We start from the raw sequence: 18,820 nt of genomic DNA on the forward strand, positions 1-18,820 counted from the left end.
GGGGCGTTATCCACAATTTGCTGCTGTTTGCTTAGGTGTCTTCCCGCAGGGCCGCCAATTCGTGAGAATAGGGGTGTCCGGAGCCCGCGGCCCGGGCTGCGACTACAGGGGGAGCAGGACGCATGAGTGTGAGCACGGTAGCCGGCGGCGCCCGGTTAAAGCGGCCCTCGTGGAAGGACCCGCGGCTCCTCGTGGGCATCCTGCTGGTGCTGGCCTCCGTAGTCGGCGTTGTGTCACTCGTGGCGGCAGCGGACCAGACCACCGAGGCCTACGCCGCCAGCGAGCCGATTGCGGTCGGGGAGAAGGTCTCTCCGGACAAGCTGCACCGCGTCAAGGTCCGGCTGGGCGACGTCGAGCCGCAGTACCTCACTCCGGAGTCCGGCATGGACGGCGGCCTGGTCGCCCTCCAGCGCATCGGCAAGGACCAGCTCCTGCCGCGCGAAAGCTTCGGCAGGCTGGACGCCCTGGACCGCAAGCCGGTCGCCATCTCCGTTGAAGAGGCGCTGCCGCCGCAGGCGGTGGCGGGCTCCCGCGTGGATGTCTGGGTGGCGCTGCCGGATACCCGCAACGGTTTCAGCGAGCCGACGCTGCTGCTGCCGGGGGCCGAGATTGCGCAGCTCACCCCGGGAAGCACCGCCCTGGGCTCACAGCGGTCCACTGTGGTGATGGTCCTCGTGTCGGACGGGCAGATGCCCAAACTGCTGGGGGCACAGGCCAACAAGGCAAAGATCTCCGTGGTCTGGAATCCTGGAGGCGCGCCCTGATGGGCATTCCGGTGGTGACGGTGGGCCGGACCCGGGACGACCTGGTCGGCGGGCTGGAGCGGCTCCATGGCCCGGTGTCCGTCGTCCGGCGCTGCAGTGAGCTCGCCGAACTGCTGGCCGCCTGCCAGACCGGCCTGGCGCGGGCCGCCGTCGTCGCCGAGGGGACCGGCGAGCTTACCGCCTCGCTGGTCGACCGCCTGTCCGCCGTGGGAGTCGCCGTGGTGGCGCTGACCGACAGCCCGGAGGAATCGGCCAGGCTTCGGGGGATCGGCGTTACCCCGGAGGTTTCCGGAGTGGAAGCAGCCGCGCTCGCCGCCCTGATCGCGGGCGCGGTGGCGGAACTTGCCGGCGCGCGGCCCGGTCCGCCGGCAAGCGGCTTGGCCGACCCTTCCGCGGCCCTTCACACGCCGGCGGGCCCGGACCGCACTCTGGACGGCGGGGCCGGGGCGGAGCGGGCTGGCCCCGGGCCCGGGCCCGGCGCCGGGGAAGCGGGAACTGCAACGGGAACGGGGAGAATTATCGCCGTCTGGGGTCCCGCCGGATCGCCCGGACGGACCCTGATGGCCGCCAATATGGCCGGCGAACTGGCAGCGGAGGGAAAGTCCGTCCTGCTGGTCGACGCCGACAGCTATGGCGCCAGCGTCGCGGCGGTGTTGGGGCTGCTGGACGAGGCGGCCGGACTTGCGCAGGCCTGCCGGCTGGCCGACCAGGGCCAGCTCGACGGCGAAGCGTTGCGCCGGATCGCCGTCCCGGTATCCACCCGCGCCGGAACGTTCCGGGTGCTGACCGGCATTACCCGGGCCGACCGCTGGACCGAACTTCGGGCGGCGGCACTCGCGCTGGTCTACGAGCGGGCCCGGGAGATCGCCGAGGTCACGGTGATCGACGCCGGCTTCTGCCTGGAGGCGGACGAGGAACTCAGCTTTGACTCGATGGCGCCGCGCCGGAACGCGGCCACCCTGCGAAGCCTCGAAATGGCCGACACCGTCTATGCCATCGGCGCCGCCGACCCGGTCGGAGTGCCACGGCTGGTGCGCGGACTGGCCGAGCTGGACGCCGCCGTCCCGCAGGCGCGTCCCCGCGTGGTCCTGAACAAGGTGCGCGCCTCCGCCGTCGGCCGTTCCCCGGAACGCCAGCTTCGTGAGGCTTGGGCGCGCTACGGCCCGACCGTACCGCTGGAAGCCTTCCTCCCGGCGGATCCGGCGGCCTGTGACGCCGCCCTGCTGGCTGGCTCGTTGCTGCTCGAGAGCGCGCCGGATTCCACCCTCCGCCGGGCCATCCGGAGCTTGGTTTGTGCACCTGCCCAGCAAAATCGTAAATCCTCTGTCCTTTCTTCCACAGCAAAGCCCCGGCTAAAAGACTAGGCTCGCCATGAGGGCTGCAACGGTGCGGCCGTGAACTTTTTGATGGAGGCGTTTGTCGATGTCGTCTGGGTCCAGCGTGGAGGATCAACCCGTTTCGATCGGTGCCAGCGAAGGGTACTTCGGGGACTACTACGAACATCTCGCCGAGGAGGATGCCCGCGCCTACGGCGATGACGTCCTGACCGCACGGTCACAAACGCACCTGCAGGTGGCCGCCACCCGGCAGCCCGGCGTGGCGAACATTTCGATCTCCGACGAGGCTGAGTCCAGCGTCGTCTACATCGTCACCGACGACATGCCATTCCTCGTGGACTCCGTCAACACCGAGCTGGTCCGGCAGAAGTCCCCAATCCACCTCGTAATCCACCCGCTTTTCGTCGTCACCCGCAACCGCGAGACCGGCCGGCTGGTCAAGGTGGCCCGGGTCCCCTCGCACCTGGGCATCTCCAGCGGCGACACAGCGGCGATGCCCAACCTGTCCCACCTGATCGCCCAGGGGGACAACGCCTCGCACATGGAGTCCTGGATCGCCGTCGAAATCGAACGGGTCGACGACGCCAAGCGGGAGCAGCTGATCGAGGGCCTCTCCCGGGTGCTCGGCGACGTCCGTGCGGCGGTCGAAGACTGGCCGAAGATGCGCAACAAGGCGCACGAGATTTCCGATGACCTCGACAAGGTGGCGCAGGCTGCGCAGATCGCCGAACTGCGCCAGGCCCAGGAACTGCTCCGTTGGCTGGACGACGGCAACTTCACCTTCCTCGGCTACCGCGAATACGACCTGAAGAATGAATCCGGCGAGGATGTGCTGGAACTGCGGGAGGACAGCGGGCTCGGCCTGTTGCGCAACGGCGCCGACACCCGCCACCAGATCCAGCACCTGACCGAAACCGGCCGGAAGAAGGCGCGCGAGAAGAGGGCACTGGTAATCACCAAGGCCAACTCCCGCTCCACCGTTCACCGCTCGGCGTACCTCGATTACATCGGCGTGAAGAGCTTTGACGCCGCCGGCAACGTCAACGGCGAACGGCGTTTCATCGGCCTGTTCGCCACGACCGCCTACGCCGGTTCCGTCCGGGATATCCCGGTCGTCCGTGAAAAGGTCGACGCCGTGCTGCGCGACGCCGGCTTCCCGCCGGACTCCCACTCGGGCAAGGACCTGCTCGGCATCCTTGAGACCTATCCGCGCGATGAGCTCTTCCAGATCGAAATCCCGGACCTCGCCGCCATCACCACCGGCATCCAGCGCCTGCAGGAACGCCGCCGGACCCGGCTGTTCCTGCGCCCGGACATCTACGGCCGGTTCATGTCTGCCCTCGTCTACCTGCCCCGGGACCGGTACACCACCAACGTCCGGCTGCGCATCGAGAAGGAACTGCGGGAGACGTTCGACGCCGTGTCGATCGACTATGAGGCGCGGATGACCGAATCCGCCCTGGCCCGGTTGTTCTTCCGGATCCGGCTGCCCAAGGATGCGGACGTCAGCCACGTCAACAGCGACGAACTGGAAAAGCGCCTGGTCCGCGCCGCCCGGTCCTGGAGCGAAGGCATCACCGAGGTCCTGCGCGCCAGGGCCGGCGCCGACGGCGAGAACGGAGCCAAGGAACTCGCCGCCGTCTGGGCCGAGGCGTTCCCGGCCAGCTACCGCGTCGACTACGAAGTCGAGGACGCGCTCGAGGACATCGCCCGCTTCGAGAAGTACGGCGCCGCCGAGCGCACCGGCGAGCCGGGCGGGGAGCGGCCGGGCGTGCACGTGTACCTTCCGCACGGTGCCGGCGCCACCCTCGAGGAGGACGCCCGCGTCAAGCTGTACATGCTCGAGCCCAAGAGCCTGAGCCAGATCCTGCCTTACTTTCACAACCTCGGCCTTGAGGTCCTGGACGAACGCCCCTTTGAGATCGAAACGGCCGACCACCGCGACTTCTTCCTCTACGACCTTGGCCTGAAATACCCGGCCGGGGTGGACCCGGAGCGCACCGGAGCCTTGCTGGGCGAGTCCTTCGGCGCGGCAGTGTCCGGCGTGGTGGAATCGGACAGTTTCGACCGCCTGGTGCTGCGCGAAGGCATGCACTGGCGCCAGGTCATCGTGCTGCGCGCCTACGCCAAGTACATGCGGCAGATGGGCAACACCAACTCCTTCGAATTCATGGCCGACACGCTGCTGGCCAACCCGGACGTGGCCCGGGGCCTGAACGCGCTCTTCGCCGCGCGCTTCGACCCCGCGCTGCCCGACGGCGAACGCGAACAGCGCCAGGACCAGGTCCGCGCCGGGCTCGACACGGCCATCGAGCAGGTGGCCACGCTCGACGCCGACCGGGTGCTGCGCACCTTCAAGAACCTGATCCAGGCCACGCTCCGGACCAACTTCTACCAGAACAAGACGCACGTCAGCTTCAAGCTGGACCCCTCCGGCATTGACGGCCTGCCGTTCCCGCGGCCGATGTTCGAGATCTGGGTCTACTCGCCCCGGGTCGAAGGCGTGCACCTGCGCTTCGGCAAGGTGGCGCGCGGCGGACTCCGCTGGTCGGACCGCCGGGAAGACTTCCGCACCGAAATCCTGGGCCTGGTGAAGGCACAAACCGTCAAGAACGCCGTGATCGTTCCGACCGGCGCGAAGGGCGGCTTCTACGCCAAGCAGCTTCCGGACCCCGCGGCGGACCGCAGCGCCTGGATGGCCGAGGGCATCGAAAGCTACAAGACCTTCATCCGCGGGCTGCTGGACCTGACCGACAACCTGGTCACCACCCCGGAGGGCGAGAGGCTGGTGCCCCCGGCCGACGTCGTGCGGCACGACGGCGACGATTCCTACCTCGTGGTCGCGGCCGACAAGGGCACCGCCTCGTTCTCCGACATCGCCAACAGCCTTTCCGCCGAATACGGCTTCTGGCTCGGCGACGCCTTCGCTTCCGGCGGCTCCGTCGGCTACGACCACAAGGCCATGGGCATCACCGCCCGCGGCGCCTGGGAATCGGTCAAGCGGCACTTCAGCGAGCTGGACCTGGACACGCAGGCAGAGCCGTTCACGGTCGTCGGCGTCGGCGACATGTCCGGCGACGTTTTCGGCAACGGCATGTTGCTCTCGCGGCACATCCGGCTGCTCGCCGCGTTCGACCACCGGCACATCTTCCTGGACCCGAACCCGGACGAGGCAGCCTCCTTTACGGAGCGGCAGCGGCTCTTCGAGTTGCCCCGCTCCTCCTGGGACGACTATGACAAGTCCCTGATCAGCGAAGGCGGCGGCGTGTTCGCCCGCCAGGCTAAGTCGATTCCCGTCTCCGAGCAGGTCCGGGCCGCGCTGGGGCTGCCGGAAGGCACCACCCGGCTCAGCCCGCCGGAACTGCTCCGGGCGATCCTGCTGGCCCCGGCCGACCTGCTCTACAACGGCGGCATCGGGACCTACGTCAAGGCGAGCACCGAGACCAACGCCGAGGTCGGCGACAAGGCCAATGACGCCATCCGCGTCGATGGCCGCGAACTGCGGGTGAAGGTGGTCGGTGAAGGCGGCAACCTGGGCATGACCCAGCGCGGCCGGATCGAGGCCGCACTGCAGGGCGTCATCCTCAACACGGACGCCATCGACAACTCGGCCGGCGTGGACTGCTCGGACCACGAGGTCAATATCAAGATCTTCGTGGACCGTATGGTGGCCGCCGGCAAGCTGGATCCGGCCGAACGTGCGGAGTTCCTCGCCTCGATGACCGACGAAGTCGGCCGCCTGGTGCTCGAGGACAACATCGACCAGAACATCCTGCTGCTCAACGACCGCATGCGGGTCGCCGAGTGGAGCCCCAGCTACGAGCGGCTGATGGACTGGCTGGAGAAATCGGCCGACCTCAAGCGTGAACTCGAAGCGCTGCCGACCACCGAGACGCTGCGTGAGCGGCTCGAACAGGGCCAGGGACTGACCTCCCCGGAACTCTCCGTGCTGGCCGCCTACGCCAAGATCGAACTCGCGACGGCGCTGCGCGACAGCGACCTCGCGCAAGACCCGTGGTTCCGCGAGACGCTCCGCGCCTACTTCCCGAAGCAGCTGCGGGAACGGTTCGACGCCGAACTCGATACCCACCCGCTGCGCCGGGAAATCATCGCGACCGTCGTCGCGAACGACATGATCAACCTGGGCGGCATCACGTTCGCGTTCCGCGCCATGGAGGAGACCTCAGCCACCCAGTCGGCCATCGCCAAGGCGTTCGTCGCACTCCGCGAGGTCTACGAGCTGGACATCATGGTGGCCGAACTCAACGAGCTGCCGGCGTCGTTCCCGACCGAGCACTGGAGCACCGTCCACCTGGACATCCGCCGGCTCCTGGACCGTGCCGTCCGCTGGGTGCTGAGCCAGGGCAACGCCGCGCGGCCGATCGCGGAGATTGTGGCGGAGTTCAAGCCGCTGATGGATCCGATGCGGGCCCGGCTGCTGGACTACCTGCGCGGCGATGACCGCGAGCGGGTGTCGCAGTGGCTCGAAAAGGCCCGCAGCTGGGAGCTTCCCGAGGATCTGGCGCACCGCTGGGCGGAGCTGTTCGAAAGCTTCGTGCTGCTGGACATCGCCAAGATTGTGCACGTCAGCCCGGAGCCGGTGGAGAACATCGCGCACGTCTACTACACGGTCTTCAACCGGTTCCACGCCGATTCGCTGCTCGAGCGCATCACCAAGCTGCCGAGGAAGGACCGCTGGCAGGCCCTGGCCCGTGCGGCCCTCCGCGACGACCTCTACTCGACCGTCTCGGATATGACGACGGCGGTCCTGGAGGCGACGTCGGCGGATATGCCGGCGGAAGAGCGGCTGGTGGCCTGGGAAAGCCAGAATGTGGAGCAGCTTGGGCGGGCGAAGAGCATGTTCGACGAGGTGAACGCCCTCGAGGCCGATGACATGGCCTCGCTCTCGGTAGCATTGAGGCTCTTGAGGTCAATCGTCCGACGCTAGGGTCTGCCGGCCCCGCGTCGCAAATGGAGGTGCTGTGGCAATCTTTACGGACCCTATCAGGGAGCATGCTGATTTCGGGCCGGGGGATGCCGAGTGGCTGCATCTGCTCGTGGGGGACTGGCAGATGGTCGCCGACCTTGCCTTCGCCGACCTCGCCTTGTGGTTCCCGCACCCCGAACTTGGCTACGTGGCGCTGGCCCACGTGCGCCCCTCCACCACGCATACGGTGTTCCACGCCGACTTCGTGGGGGAGGGGATCCGTTCGGACCTGAAACGGCTTGTGGACAAAGCCTGGGAAAGCCGCACCATCGAACGCTCCAACGAGACCAACTGGAGCAGCGACATGGCAATGCGGGTCGAGGCCGTGCCGATGGTCCGCAACGGCCGGACGCTCGCGATCGTGACCTCGCATATGGACCTCTCCAGCTCCCGGATGCCGTCGCGGCTGGAACTGACCTACCGGCAGTGCGCCTACGACCTGCTGCGGATGGGCACCCTGGGACTCTGGCCGGACTTTGCCTCGCCCACCGGATCGCGCCGCGGCGCCCCGCGCGTCGGCGACGGCCTAATCCGGCTCGACGCCGAGGGGATCGTGCAGTACGCGAGCCCCAACGGCGTCTCCGCCTTCCGTCGGCTCGGCGACGGCGAATCGCTGGAGGGCCGGTCACTGGCCGAAGTCACGGCAGGGCTGCTGCGGGACCGCCGCATGGTCGACGAGACCCTGCCGCTGGTGGTGACTGGGCGAATGCCGTGGCGCAGCGAGATCGAGTCCCGCGGCGTCAGCCTTTCGCTCCGGGCCATCCCGCTGCGGGACGAACAGCAGCGCTTCGGGGCGCTGGTGCTCTGCCGCGATGTCTCGGAGCTGCGCCGGCGGGAAATGGAACTCGTCACGAAGGACGCCACCATCCGCGAGATCCACCACCGGGTCAAGAACAACCTGCAGACCGTGGCGGCGCTGCTGCGCATGCAGTCGCGCCGGATGGTCAGCGACGAGGCCAAACAGGGACTCGAACAGGCGATGCGGCGGGTCGCGACCATCGCCCTGGTCCACGAAACGCTGTCGCAGGGCCTGACCCAGAGCGTCGACTTCGATGAGCTGATCGGGCGCCAGTTCCGCCTGTCAGCCGAGGTTGCCTCGCCCTCGCAGCAAGTGAAGACCCAGCGTTCCGGGCTATTCGGGGAGCTGCCGAGCGACTTCGCAACGCCGCTGGCCCTCGTCATCAACGAACTCGTGACCAACGCCGTCGAGCACGGGCTCGAGGGCAGGGCCGGGACGGTCTGGCTGATCGCCGACCGCTCCGAGAGCGAGGACGGTGACGAACTGCTCACAGTGACGGTGGCGGACGACGGCGTCGGGCTGCCGGCCGGCTCCTACACCGAAGGCCTGGGGCTGCAGATTGTGCGCACCCTCGTGACGAGCGAGCTCGGCGGCAGCATCCAATGGAAGCCGCGGGAGGGCGGCGGAACCGCAGTGCAGGTGGTCTTGAGCCTCGCCACACGCTAAAGGCAGCCACGACGCGGCGTTTAAACAAGCAGTGGCCTCGGACCAGTCGGTCCGGGGCCACTGCTGATTGGGTCGCCCGAAGGCTGAAAATCAGGAGGCGCGGCGGGCGCGGGCCGCGCGGCGCTTCAGGGCGCGGCGTTCGTCTTCGCTCATGCCGCCCCAGACGCCCGCGTCCTGGCCCGATTCGAGTGCCCACTGGAGGCAAGTGTCCACAACGGGGCAGCGCCGGCAGACGCTTTTTGCTTCCTCGATCTGCAGGAGGGCGGGGCCGGTGTTTCCGACGGGGAAGAACAGCTCCGGGTCCTTGTCAAGGCACGCTGCGCGGTTACGCCAATCCATGCTGATCAGTAACTCCATTCCTGGGAATTCGTTAAATGCCTCTTGTGAAATTATTCACTAGAGGCTTCATAAGAAAGGGGCCCTGTGGGCCCCCTCGGTCATCTGGATTAAGCGTGTCATGTTAACGCTGTGTAAACAAGGGGTATTTGCCGAACAAATGCCGCCAAATCGTGAGCGATGCGTCACATTGCCTGGCGGAACCCCCAATTCTGTTCGACTATGTCCGGTAGGGTGCCAGTGTGTCAAGACCCCCAGTGAACCCCGCAGATCCCGCTGACCCGCAGCCCGGCGGTCCAGAGGCAGGCGGCCCGGTGCCGGCTCCCGCCGCCAGACCTGCCGGAATCACCGTCGTATCGGTCGTCACAGCCCTGGAGGCCGCGGCGCTGCTGGTGGCCGCAGGGTGGTACGGATTCCAGCTGCTGACCGGTGCACCCGTCCTGTCCTTCTGGGGCGCGGTCTTCACCCTCGGTCTGCTGCTGGCGTTCTCGGCATGGCTTTTTGCCGTGAGCCATTTCCTCTTCCGCGGGTACCGCTGGCCCAGGGCCGGAGCGCTGGTGGCCCAGCTGTTCATGCTCACCATCGGCTTCCCGACCCTCACCGGCGGTTACCCCCTGGCCGGACTCGCCATGCTGCTGCCGGCGGCCCTGGCCATCGTGCTGCTGTTCGACAAGCGGGTCATTGCGTTCGCGTCCCGGCCGGGCGGTTCAAGCCGGGCCCTGTAGGCGCGCGGGACAGACGCAAGTCCGGCCTACGGCGGTTCCGCGACCGCCAGCTGCACGGCCGAGGTCCGGCCATTCACCACGACAAGGGCGCGGCCGGGCGGCGGGCTGGGCTCCGGTTCGAACCGGACACCGAGAAGGTCGCCGTCCATCAGTTTCCGGGGACCGATCAGGATCCCGCTGCCCTGGCCGCGGGCCTGGAGCGTTAGCGGCACGCGCTGCTGGATCGCGGGACTGTAGCCCGCGGTCAGCACGACCGTCCAGCCCAAGGAGTTGAGCTCCGACAGCCGCAGGTTGGCGTCCAGGCCCAGGAGATCCGCGTCATCAACCACCACGATGGCCGCGTGGTCGAGCTGTCCGGTGCGCGCCCGCTCCAGGACGGCGGACCACTGCCGGGCCGGATCGCTTCCCACCGCGGGCGGCAGCCAGTCCGCGAAGGGATTGAGATCCGGCAACGCCCGGACAAGGGACGTTTTCCCCGAAGCCGGTCCGCCGAGGACGGCAAGAACGCTGGCCGGTGGCAGCGGAACACCGACCGGTTCGAGTTCGTCCCCGCCCACCCCGATCCAGAGCCGGACGCCTTTTGCCGGCGGTGCCTGCTGCGGAGACTCCGGGCCGATCCGGGCCCGGACCTCGGCGACGGTCACTCTTGCCGGAAGCGGCTCGACGCGGAACGGCCGGGCTGTAGGGCGCTCGCTTAGAGGCACGGTGGTGCGCGGCCTGGATGTTGCATCCGCCGGCCCGTAGAGCTGGGCTGCGTGCGGGGCGGCTTCGGCGAAGGGACCGGCGACGGCCACCCTGCCGGGGATCGACGGAATATCCGGCAGTCGAGGCCAGCCGTGCCGGGTTTCCTCTGTCGACCCGGCGGGGAAGAAGATGCGGTTGGGAAGCGCAGCGAAGAACCGCGCGGCCACGAGTTCGCGCTCGCCGGATACGACGGCCGCAATGCCCGCCGCGGGGCCGTCGCGGATGATGTCGTGGACGATGTCCTCGGCCCAGGCCAGAGGGCCGGCCCGGAATGCTGATACCCACGACCCCCAGTTGTTCAGTACAAGAACCAGCGCCGGGATGTCCGCTGTTCGGGGAGCGGCCAGCCTGTTGCGGATCTCCTCGGCCAGCCGTTCGAGTACCCGGACAGCCCGACGCAGCTCGTGGGCGCCTGTCCACGCGCCGACTCTGGGCGAGGCGGCTGCACCGCGGAGGGAGCCATCCGCATCGAGGATATACAGGTGCGATTCGGCCGCGCTGTCCAACAGCCGGTCCACCGTGAGACTCAGGGCACCTGCCGGCCCGGCCGGCGTCCCGCTCCGGGCGCCGCCGACGAGGGCCAGATGGCCATGGCCGAGCGGACACCAGCGGAGCTCACGAAGTCGCTGCTCTTCCGGCACGTCAAGCATCCCCAGTAGCAGCCCGCGCGCGGGCCCCGCGGCGGCGGGGCCGGCCGCGTGGCGGGGAAGCAGTAGCGATCCCGCCAGCGGCTCCGCTATCGGGCGCCGGGGGAGCGCGCCGCCGTGCTCCGCCCACAGCCGTGATGTCAGGCGCACCAGGCGAGAAACGTCGTGCTGCGGGTTGGGAGCAACGGCCCGATCCGTGCGGGGCTGGAGGCCAGCGGGTCTCTGCTGCAGCAGGGTCGCGGCTTCCGTGACCGTCACGACGGTGCCCGCAGGGGGCGAGGGGGCCGCCAGGGCGGCGGTCTGGAATTCCTCGGGTCTCCCGCTTCCGCGCACGAGGTAGGCGCGCCCCGGACTCCCCAGCGGAATGGCGGCGGCGAGCCGCGAGTTCATGACGTCGGAAGACTCGAGCTCCGACTGGACCCTCAGGACGATGCTGCTTGTGACGTTGGCTCGGATGTCCGCGTTCAGCGCCCCCTGCGGCCGCTGCGTGGCCATTACGAGGTGGATCCCCAAAGAGCGTCCGATGGTTGCGATCCGCATGAGCTCCCTTAGCGCGGCGGGCGCCTCCTCCACCAGCATCCGGAATTCGTCGATCACCAGGACCAGATGGGGCAGCGCCGGCAGTGCTGGCGCCTGGGCGGTATCGAGGGCGTGTGCCTGGTAGGCGGTGAGGTCAGGCACGCCGCCCGCGGCCAGCAACTCCTCCCGGTGGCGGACCTCGGCGCGGAGCGAGGCGAGAGTGCGCTCCACTTCGTGGCTCGACAAATCGGTCAGCATGCCGACGCAATGCGGCAGCCCGGTCAACGGCCCTAGCCCGGAGCCGCCCTTGAAATCGACAAACAGCAGGTTAACCAGGTCCGGCGGGTAGCTGGCCGCCAGCCCGGCCACCAGAGTCCTCAGGAACTCAGATTTTCCGGAGCCCGTGGTTCCTGCCACGAGCAGGTGGGGGCCGTCCGCCTGCAGGTCCACGTGGAGCGGCCCGGATGCCGCGCGGCCAACAGGAACGGACAGCCCCCGCATCAGCGACCGGCCCACGGATTCCCAACGCTGTTTCACATCTGCGGCCGAGAGCGGCAGGAAGTCGGCCAGGCGGCAATCGTCCGGGATCTGCCCAGTTTCGCTGTCTGTGGCGGTTTCATGCTGGCTCCGGTTCCGGCAGAAGCGGTCAAAGACGTCTTCCGGAACGAGGTCGGGGGCAAAGGCGGTTTTCGCGGTGCCAGAGAAGAGAAAGGCTCGGCGCTCGCCGAGCACGACTGACTGGCGGCCGGCACCGGTCTGCGCAGCAGCGGAACAGCAGAGTACTTGCCAGCCGTTCGGAGTTGCCGCAGCGCAGAGTGCCGAGGCGCCTCCGGTGTCCGCGACAATGATCAGCACGCCGCGGTCACAGCCGGGGCCGGGGCCGGCGGCAAGGTGCGCGGCGGTCATTGAATCACTGGCGGACAGGGAAACCCGCGCCAGGAAGCGGGCAGCCAGGGGCAGGGACGCCGCCGGGCCATGCAGCAGCACCCGGGTTCGGCCTGCCCGGGGGTAGCTCGCAAGCTGCATGACCAGGAAGCGGATCAGCCCCGCGAGGGAGTCTGCCGGGCCCCGGAGTTCGGTCGGGGCCGAGGGGTCCAGGCACACGGGGACGGGGCCCACGGGCGGGGCGCTGAACCCGGGATCGTCCGGGTCTAACCGGATTCTCGCCTTCCCCGGGGCCAGCCCGAGCCGCAGCCACACGGGCCCGGGTTCAACCTCCGCTGCACCGCTGGACTCCGGCGGCCCGGCGTCGGTGACCAGAGCGGCGGCAGACGGCGCAGCCCGGCGTCGTCGATCGCGGTCTGCGTCCGCTGCGGTCGCTACGGCCGCCTTCAGCTCACGGCGCCGTCTTCGGCCGGACAGCGTCGGTACCAGCACGGCCACTCCGGAAACCGCGGAAAATGCCAGGAACATCCACATGCCAGTGGCGACGGCCAGTGCGGCGCCCACGGCCAAGGGCAGGACCGCGGTGAGGAGAAGCACGGCGCGGTTGGCCGGGGAGCCCGGATTGGGGATCCGCAGTGCTTCCGTCGTGTCAGTGCCGGCCTCGGCACTTCCGGCCCCGGCCCCTCCGGCCCCCTCGCCGCACCGCCCGGCGCGCCCGCCGCGGAACACCAGGCCCAGGCTGGACTGGCCGCAGCCGATGACGGAGTCGCTCGTGACCCGGCCGCTCTTCACCGGACGGCCGTCAACGGTGGTTCCGTTGGCGCTGCCCAGATCGACCAGGGTGACCGCGGAATCGGTAACCTCCAGCCGGGCGTGTTCGCGGGACAGTTCGGGACCGGGAAGTACGAGTTCCGTGCCGGCGCGGCCCAAGAGGTAGCGGCCCCGGCGCAGCGGAAGTACCGTCCCGGCGCCTGGTCCGCTGAGCACAGCCAGCAGCAAGGCCGCGCCGGAGACGGATCCGCCGCCGGAGGCCGGACCGGCACCGGCGCCGTCGATCAGGACGGCGCCGTTGACCAGCGGGGCGTTGCCGGCGGACAGGGCATCGAGAGGAGAGCCGGCCACCGTCAGCCGGACCGTGCCGTACTTCCGGGCCAGCGCTGACTCCAGTTCCGCGCCGGGGCAGCCCGCCGGCAGTTCGATGGACAATTCCACGGGCATCCCCGGCTGTGCCGCGACGGGTCCACGGACCAGGGTGCACTGCAGCAACACCGGGAGCCTCCTTCCTGCGGTCAGGCGCTGGGACGCGCGCTAAACCCACGCTAGGGAAGGGCCCCGGGCCGGCAGGCCATCGAATCCGGCCATGTGGAAAAGGGTCCGATGTGGAAAAGACCCGCCGGGGGAAACCAGGTGCGGCTCGGGACCGGACAGCTCCGGCGGCACACCGTGGCGGGCGCCGCGATTCGTGGCTCCGGCAAAAGCCTCGGTAGTCTAGAGCAGCAGACAATGCACAACGTTGCGCTGCCCACATTCGAACCAGGAGATTTTGTGACCGCTGACCTCGTCATCGTAGGGTCGGGCTTTTTCGGCCTGACAATCGCAGAACAGGCCGCCACTGAGCTGGGCTTGAAGGTCGTCGTTATCGACCGCCGCCACCACATCGGCGGCAATGCCTACAGCGAAAAGGAGGAGCAGACCGGGATCGAAGTCCACCGGTACGGCGCCCACCTCTTCCACACCTCCAACGAACGCGTCTGGGAGTACGTCAACCGCTTCACGACGTTCACCAACTACGTGCACAAGGTCTACGGCGTCCACAAGGGCGAGGTCTACTCCCTGCCCATCAACCTGGCCACCATCAACCAGTTCTTCCGTGCGAACCTGACCCCGGGCCAGGCCCAGGACCTGATCAAGGAACAGGCCGGAGAGCTCGCGGGCACCGACCCGCAGAACCTGAACGACAAGGGCATCCAGCTGATCGGCCGGCCGCTCTACGAAGCGTTCATCAAGCACTACACCGGCAAGCAGTGGCAGACGGATCCCAAGGACCTGCCCGCGGGCATCATTTCCCGGCTCCCGGTGCGTTACAACTACGACAACCGCTACTTCAACGACAAGTACGAGGGCCTGCCGACGAACGGCTACACCGCGTGGATCGAGAAGATGGCCGAGCACCCGAACATCGAGGTCCGGCTCAACACCGACTTCTTCGATGAGTCGCACGAGTACAGCAAGGACAAGGTCGTCGGCAACATCCCGGTCGTCTACACCGGACCGGTGGACCGCTACTTCGACTACGCCGAGGGCGACCTCTCCTGGCGCACCATCGACTTCGAAGAGGAAGTGCTCGACGTCGGGGATTTCCAGGGCACCTCCGTGGTGAACTACAACGACGACGACGTCGCCTACACCCGCATCATCGAGCCGCGCCACTTCCACCCCGAGCGCGAGTACCAGACGGAAAAGACCGTCATCATGCGTGAGTTCTCCCGCGCGGCCGAGAAGGGCGACGAGCCCTACTACCCGATCAACACCGCCGCCGACCGCGAACGGCTGCTCAAGTACCGCGACCTCGCGGCCGCCGAGCGGGACGTGCTCTTCGGCGGGCGCCTGGGCACCTACAAGTACCTGGACATGCACATGGCCATCGGTTCCGCCCTGACCATGTTCGAGAACAAAATCCGCCCGCACTTCGAGGCCGGCGCCAAGATTGAAAGCGGAGGAGTGGACGCATGAGCGTAGCCGTGGACGCATCGACACGGGCTGAAGACCAGCGCCCCTTCCGGACTGTCCACCGCGTCGTGCTGCCGGTCGACGGCGACACCGACGTCCTTCCGCTGTACGTCGATTTCAACCCGGTCCAGCGCGTGGTGCAGCTGTCCAAGCGCGCCCTCCGGCGGGGTCGGATCTCGGCGCCCCCGACGGTTCCGGCTACCTCGCCCCAGCACTCCGGCTTCATCACCGGCCGCAACAGCATGACGCTGCCGGAGTTCCGGAGGGTTTCGCTGGGAACCTATTTCAACGCGTTCCCCGCCAGCTACTGGCGGAACCACACCGCCGTGGAGACGGTACGGCTGACGGTCGACGTCGACGCCGAGGCAACGGTCATTGTCTACCGTTCCAGCCCCCGCGGCACGGCGAACCGGGTGGACAGCACCCACGCCTCGCAAGGCGGAGAGGTCACCTTTGACCTGCCGCTGAAGTCGTTCGTCGACGGCGGCTGGTACTGGTTCGACCTCGTGGCCCACGGCACCCCGGTAACCCTCAGGAGTGCCGGGTGGTCCGTCCGCGAACCCGAAGGGTTCGTGCCCGGCACCCTCTCCATCGCGGTGACCACCTTCAACCGGCCTGACTACGCGCTGCGCCACATCGGCACGCTGGCCGGGGACGCCGACGTCGTCAAGATCCTGGACCGCTTTATCCTGGTGGACCAGGGGACCGACAAGGTCCGCGCCCAGCCGCAGTTCGAGGAGCAGGCGGCGATTCTCGGGGACCGGCTCAAGATCATCGAGCAGGGCAATATCGGCGGCTCCGGTGGCTTCTCGCGCGGCATGGACGAGACGCTGAAGGATGGGCGCAGCAAGTACGTCATGCTGCTCGATGACGATGTCAGCATCGAAACCGAAGGCATCCTGCGCGCGGTTAGCTTCGCGGACTTCACGCGGACGCCCACCATCGTGGGCGGGCACATGTTCAACCTGTACGAGCGCTCAGTACTGCACACCTACGGCGAGCAGGTCGACGACGCCCGCTACTTCTGGCGACCCGCCGTGAACACCAAAGAGGCCCACGACTTCGGCGCCAGCAACCTGCGCACCACGCCCTGGATGCACCGCCGGATCGACGTCGACTACAACGGCTGGTGGATGTGCATGATCCCCACCTCGATCGTCCGCGAGGTCGGCTACGCCCTCCCCGTCTTCATCAAGTGGGACGACGCCGAATACGGCATCCGCGCCAAGGAACACGGCATCACCACGGTGACCCTGCCCGGCGCCGCCGTCTGGCACATGCCCTGGAGCGAAAAAGACGACACCATCGACTGGCAGGCCTACTACCACCAGCGCAACCGTTGGGTGGCGGCGCTGAGCCACTCACCGCGTAAAAAGGGCGGCCGGATGCCGTTCGAAAGCATCGCGGTTGATGTCCGGCACCTGATCTCGATGCAGTATTCCGCCGTTGAAGTCCGGCTCAAGGCGCTCGAGGACGTGCTCAGCGGACCCGAGCACCTTCACGCGACTATCGCGGACAGGCTGGATTGGGTGCGGAAAACCCGCGCCGACTTCACCGACGCGCGGATCACTCCGGACCTGCACTCGTTCCCGCGTGTCCTCCGCTCCGGTGAAGTGGATGCGGAACACGAACCGAACTACGTGGCGGAATCGCTGGTTCGCGCGGTCACCGGGCTGCTGCGCCAGCTGCGTCCCGTCCGCGAGGACGCAATGACGAATCCCGAAGTGGCCGTCCCGGCTGTGGAGGCGCGCTGGTGGCGGCTCGCGGCACTCGACTCTGCCCTCGTGTCCTCCTCGGACGGCAGCGGCGCGTCCTGGTACAAGCGTGACCGGAAGCAGTTCGGTAGCATGCTCCTGCGGACGGTCCGGCTGCACATGAAGCTGATGGCCGAATGGGACAACAACGCCCGCCGGTACAAGGACGCGCTGCCCGGGTTCACCGGCCAGGCGGCCTGGCGGGAAACCTTCGAGGCTGTCGCGGTCAAGGAACAGGAGAGGGGAGAGGCGAAGATATGACCGCCACTCCATCCGGTGGCGGAACAGTGGTTTCCCCGCTGACCACCCCCGGCGAAGGGGGAGGGCTGCGGGACGTGTTCCGCCAGTGGTTCCTGCTCAAGCTCCTGGTGCGCAAGGAAATCAAGGTCCGCTACCGCGGCTCGGTCCTCGGGCTGCTGTGGTCCTATGTCAAGCCGCTGATGCAGTTCCTGGTCTACTTTGTGGCGCTGGGCATCTTCCTGAACCTCCAGGGCAGCACCCCGAACTACGCGATCTACCTTTTCTCCGGAATCATCCTGGTGAACTTCTTCGTTGAGGTCCTTGGCAACTCGACCCGTTCGATCGTCGACAACCGGGACCTGATCCGGAAGATCTACCTGCCGCGTGAATTGTTTCCGGTCTCGACGCTGCTGGTATCCGCCATCCACTTCCTGCCCCAGACGCTGGTGCTCATCGGTGCCTGCCTGATGGCGGGCTGGGCCCCGAGCATCCTGCAGCTCGCCGCCGTGGTCCTCGCCTTCATCATCGTCGGCGTGCTGGCCACCGGGTTGGGACTCCTCTTCGGAGCCGCCAACGTGTACTTCCGGGACTCGGAAAACATCGTCGACATGATCCTCATGATCGTGACCTGGGCCTCGCCGGTCCTGTACGTCTGGACCATGGTGGAGCGGGCCCTCGGCCCGTACTTCTTCCTGTACCAGCTGAACCCGATGACCGTCGCGGTGGAGATCTTCCACTGGGGATTCTGGTACCCGACCCTGAACGCCGACCAGGTCGCGGCCGCCCCGGTCATGCACGGGCTCGCTTCGGTCTGGGCGCCGGTGGCGCTCGGCGTCTCGCTGGTGATCCTGTTCATCGGCCAGCTGGTCTTCCGCAAGCTTTCCGTCCGTTTTGCCCAGGAGCTGTGAAAGTCATGCAGGAAAAAATGCTGGCGATTACGTGCACGGACGTGCGCAAGAAGTTCGTGCTGCGGCACACCAGGTCCCTGAAGGAAGCGCTGGTCTGGTTTGTCCGCGGGCGCAAGGGCGACATGTACAAGGTTTTCGACGCGCTGCGGGACGTCTCCCTGGACGTCCACCAGGGGGAGACCGTGGCGCTGCTCGGCCTCAACGGCTCGGGCAAATCGACGCTCCTCAAGCTCATCTCCGGCGTGCTGCAGCCCGATGCCGGTACCGTCCGGACGCGGGGGAGGGTGGCCGGTTTGATCGAGGTCGGAGCGGGCTTCCACCACGACCTCAGCGGACGGGACAACGTGTACCTGAACGGTGCCATCCTGGGCATGACGGAAAAGCAGATCAACGAGATGTTCGACTCGATCGTTGAATTCGCTGAAATCGGGGAGTTCATCGACACCGAGGTGAAGTTCTACTCCTCGGGAATGTATCTGCGTCTCGCCTTCTCGATTGCCGTGCACACGGACCCGGAGATCTTCCTGATCGATGAAATCCTTGCGGTCGGCGACGAACCGTTCCAGCGCAAGTGCATCGCGAAAATCAAGGAGTTGGCGGAGGCAGGGAAGACACTCTTTGTCGTCAGCCATGACCTCGACCTTGTCTCCACCGTCTGCGAGCGGGGCGTCCTCCTCGAGCACGGCAACGTCGTCCTGGACGGACCGGTCGCTGAAGTCGTGACGGAACTGCGACGCCGGTCGGCCGCGGCGTCCTAGTCCGCCGTCCGCCGCCCCATC

11 protein-coding genes are annotated in these 18,820 nt (G+C 67.7%); 9 read left to right on the forward strand and 2 right to left on the reverse strand.

The window, feature by feature from the left end; genetic code table 11:
* Window positions 1–122: 122 nt before the first annotated feature.
* Genes AC1DGE_RS06245 through AC1DGE_RS06260 form a run of 4 tightly spaced genes read left to right on the forward strand, consistent with a single transcriptional unit; the run spans window position 123 to window position 8,553 of the window.
* Window positions 123–764, forward strand: coding sequence for a CpaB family protein (locus AC1DGE_RS06245; RefSeq protein WP_476892245.1), 642 nt, complete (start codon window positions 123–125; stop codon window positions 762–764).
* Window positions 764–2,128, forward strand: coding sequence for a CpaE/TadZ family protein (locus tag AC1DGE_RS06250; protein WP_476917095.1), 1,365 nt, complete (start codon window positions 764–766; stop codon window positions 2,126–2,128). The genes AC1DGE_RS06245 and AC1DGE_RS06250 overlap by 1 nt, the downstream gene beginning before the upstream one ends.
* A gap of 58 nt (window positions 2,129–2,186) precedes the next feature.
* Complete coding sequence (locus AC1DGE_RS06255; RefSeq protein ID WP_476917096.1) at window positions 2,187–7,049, forward strand: NAD-glutamate dehydrogenase; 4,863 nt, start codon at window positions 2,187–2,189, stop codon at window positions 7,047–7,049.
* 34 nt (window positions 7,050–7,083) lie between these two features.
* Window positions 7,084–8,553 (forward strand): sensor histidine kinase, encoded by a 1,470-nt coding sequence (locus tag AC1DGE_RS06260; RefSeq protein ID WP_441417267.1) that lies wholly within the window; start codon window positions 7,084–7,086, stop codon window positions 8,551–8,553.
* A gap of 90 nt (window positions 8,554–8,643) precedes the next feature.
* Here the strand turns inward: AC1DGE_RS06260 and AC1DGE_RS06265 are convergent, their stop codons facing one another.
* The gene (locus AC1DGE_RS06265) at window positions 8,644–8,892 is read right to left on the reverse strand and encodes a WhiB family transcriptional regulator (protein ID WP_003804966.1); all 249 of its coding nucleotides are present in this window, start codon (window positions 8,890–8,892) and stop codon (window positions 8,644–8,646) included.
* Between the two features lie 239 nt (window positions 8,893–9,131).
* On the opposite strand from AC1DGE_RS06265, the gene AC1DGE_RS06270 reads away from it, so the two are divergent.
* Window positions 9,132–9,614: a hypothetical protein gene (locus tag AC1DGE_RS06270; protein WP_476892248.1), complete on the forward strand. Its 483-nt coding sequence runs from the start codon at window positions 9,132–9,134 to the stop codon at window positions 9,612–9,614.
* A 26-nt stretch (window positions 9,615–9,640) separates the two neighbouring features.
* On the opposite strand, the gene AC1DGE_RS06275 is transcribed toward AC1DGE_RS06270, so the two are convergent.
* Window positions 9,641–13,678, reverse strand: coding sequence for an FtsK/SpoIIIE domain-containing protein (locus AC1DGE_RS06275; protein WP_476908561.1), 4,038 nt, complete (start codon window positions 13,676–13,678; stop codon window positions 9,641–9,643).
* Window positions 13,679–13,954: 276 nt separating this feature from the next.
* Here AC1DGE_RS06275 and glf point away from each other — a divergent pair, with 276 nt between their 5' ends.
* Genes glf through AC1DGE_RS06295 form a run of 4 tightly spaced genes read left to right on the forward strand, consistent with a single transcriptional unit; the run spans window position 13,955 to window position 18,799 of the window.
* The gene (gene glf, locus AC1DGE_RS06280; protein ID WP_441417270.1) at window positions 13,955–15,142 is read left to right on the forward strand and encodes a UDP-galactopyranose mutase; all 1,188 of its coding nucleotides are present in this window, start codon (window positions 13,955–13,957) and stop codon (window positions 15,140–15,142) included.
* Complete coding sequence (locus AC1DGE_RS06285) at window positions 15,139–17,154, forward strand: glycosyltransferase (protein WP_441417271.1); 2,016 nt, start codon at window positions 15,139–15,141, stop codon at window positions 17,152–17,154. Before glf ends, AC1DGE_RS06285 begins: the two co-directional genes overlap by 4 nt.
* On the forward strand, window positions 17,151–18,041 hold the full coding sequence (locus AC1DGE_RS06290) for an ABC transporter permease (protein ID WP_441417272.1): 891 nt from the start codon (window positions 17,151–17,153) through the stop codon (window positions 18,039–18,041). Before AC1DGE_RS06285 ends, AC1DGE_RS06290 begins: the two co-directional genes overlap by 4 nt.
* A 5-nt stretch (window positions 18,042–18,046) precedes the next feature.
* Complete coding sequence (locus AC1DGE_RS06295) at window positions 18,047–18,799, forward strand: ABC transporter ATP-binding protein (RefSeq protein WP_441417852.1); 753 nt, start codon at window positions 18,047–18,049, stop codon at window positions 18,797–18,799.
* The last annotated feature ends 21 nt before the right edge of the window (window positions 18,800–18,820 follow it).

This window comes from Arthrobacter sp. 05N425, assembly GCF_056397125.1.